Raw genomic sequence first — 622 nt, 5'->3', positions numbered from 1 at the left:
AAACATGGTGCCGGCGAGAGGACTTGAACCCCCAACCTACTGATTACAAGTCAGTTGCTCTACCAATTGAGCTACCCCGGCAAATAGTTTGGAAAATTATTTATTTTGAACACGCCGTTTTTGTTGCCGTCATCCTGACCTCAGAAAGCTTATGCAAGTAGCAGCTCAGTCAGTATGCTGAAGATTTTTCAAGGGGCTTATTCGATCGTGCTCTACCAATTGAGCTACCCCGGCGTAGTTTAAAAATATATTTAAATGGTGGAGGATGACGGGATCGAACCGCCGACCCTCTGCTTGTAAGGCAGATGCTCTCCCAGCTGAGCTAATCCTCCGAAAAATGGTGACCCCTACGGGACTCGAACCCGTGTTACCTCCGTGAAAGGGAGGTGTCTTAACCGCTTGACCAAGGGGCCAAAAATAGAAATTCGACAAAATAATAGCCCCAAATTGGGGCTTAGCCTGGCAACGTCCTACTCTCACAGGGGCGCATGCCCCAACTACCATCGGCGCTGAGAAGCTTAACTTCCGTGTTCGGTATGGGAACGGGTGTGACCTTCTCGCCATAATTACCAGACTAATTATTGAGAGATCATTCTCTCAAAACTAAATAATGCAGAAGAAG

Annotated in this window: 3 tRNA genes and 1 rRNA gene; all 4 read right to left on the bottom strand. The window is 47.4% G+C overall.

The window, feature by feature from the left end:
- Positions 1–5: 5 nt before the first annotated feature.
- Positions 6–81 (bottom strand) — tRNA-Thr (locus tag TY15_RS23020).
- Between the two features lie 175 nt (positions 82–256).
- Positions 257–332 (bottom strand) — tRNA-Val (locus TY15_RS23015).
- A gap of 6 nt (positions 333–338) precedes the next feature.
- Positions 339–413 (bottom strand) — tRNA-Glu (locus TY15_RS23010).
- A gap of 44 nt (positions 414–457) precedes the next feature.
- A 5S ribosomal RNA gene (gene rrf / locus TY15_RS23005) occupies positions 458–574 on the bottom strand.
- Positions 575–622: the final 48 nt, after the last annotated feature.

The organism is Neobacillus jeddahensis, from assembly GCF_000612625.1.
GTDB classification, from domain to species: domain Bacteria; phylum Bacillota; class Bacilli; order Bacillales; family Cytobacillaceae; genus Neobacillus; species Neobacillus jeddahensis.
This window is presented reverse-complemented; position numbering and strand designations above follow the sequence as displayed.